Origin of the sequence: Vibrio sp. HI00D65 (assembly GCF_001635455.1) — a bacterium.
In the GTDB taxonomy this organism is placed as follows: domain Bacteria; phylum Pseudomonadota; class Gammaproteobacteria; order Enterobacterales; family Vibrionaceae; genus Vibrio.
Map to the genome: position 1 here is coordinate 1 of NZ_LWEH01000334.1, position 563 is coordinate 563.

Here is a 563-nt window from a genome sequence, read left to right on the forward strand (position 1 = left end):
TTGAGCTCTAGGTTAATAGAGAACCCTGAGTTCTGCGTTGAGCTAGCGAAATAAGTACCACTCCAGTCCAATGTAGGATCTTGATTTGAAACCGTTGCACAGCCGGTGTAGTTGTCTTCATTCAGGTTGAGTTTTGCTTCCCAGCCGTAGATAGAGTCACTCATGCCGTCGCTGCAGCTCTCTTTCTTCAGATTGAGCTCGCCTTGTGTTGCTTTACCTTCTAGTTGGTAATCACGACTGCTTTGCGTGGTGCGGCTTGATTCGATGTTGAGAGCCTGAGGCGCTTCGCCCATCTTGATATAAGTCAGCTGGTCTTTATCAAAGGTGGCTGACCAGAATGGTTCATTGCCGAAGACTCGTGTGGAGCGCAGTGGTTGGTTGCAGCGTTCAGGGTTTTCTGCCGTTAAGATATTGACTTGGTCAACCACGAAGCGTGCTGTGAAATCAGCGTTGTAGCCGGTTTTGCTAGGCACGGTAAGGTGGCCAATCAGTTCGCCATACAGAGCTTGATAAGGTCTGGCTGCTAGCCCTTGTGCTTCTAGTGCTAGCTCAGGGGACATATC

General features: G+C 49.6%; 1 protein-coding gene. It reads right to left on the reverse strand.

Translation table 11 applies throughout. The features are described 5' to 3' along the window. The coding region (locus A3712_RS19670) for a COG3650 family protein (RefSeq protein WP_443083606.1) at positions 1 to 563 on the reverse strand (563 nt) is incomplete at both ends.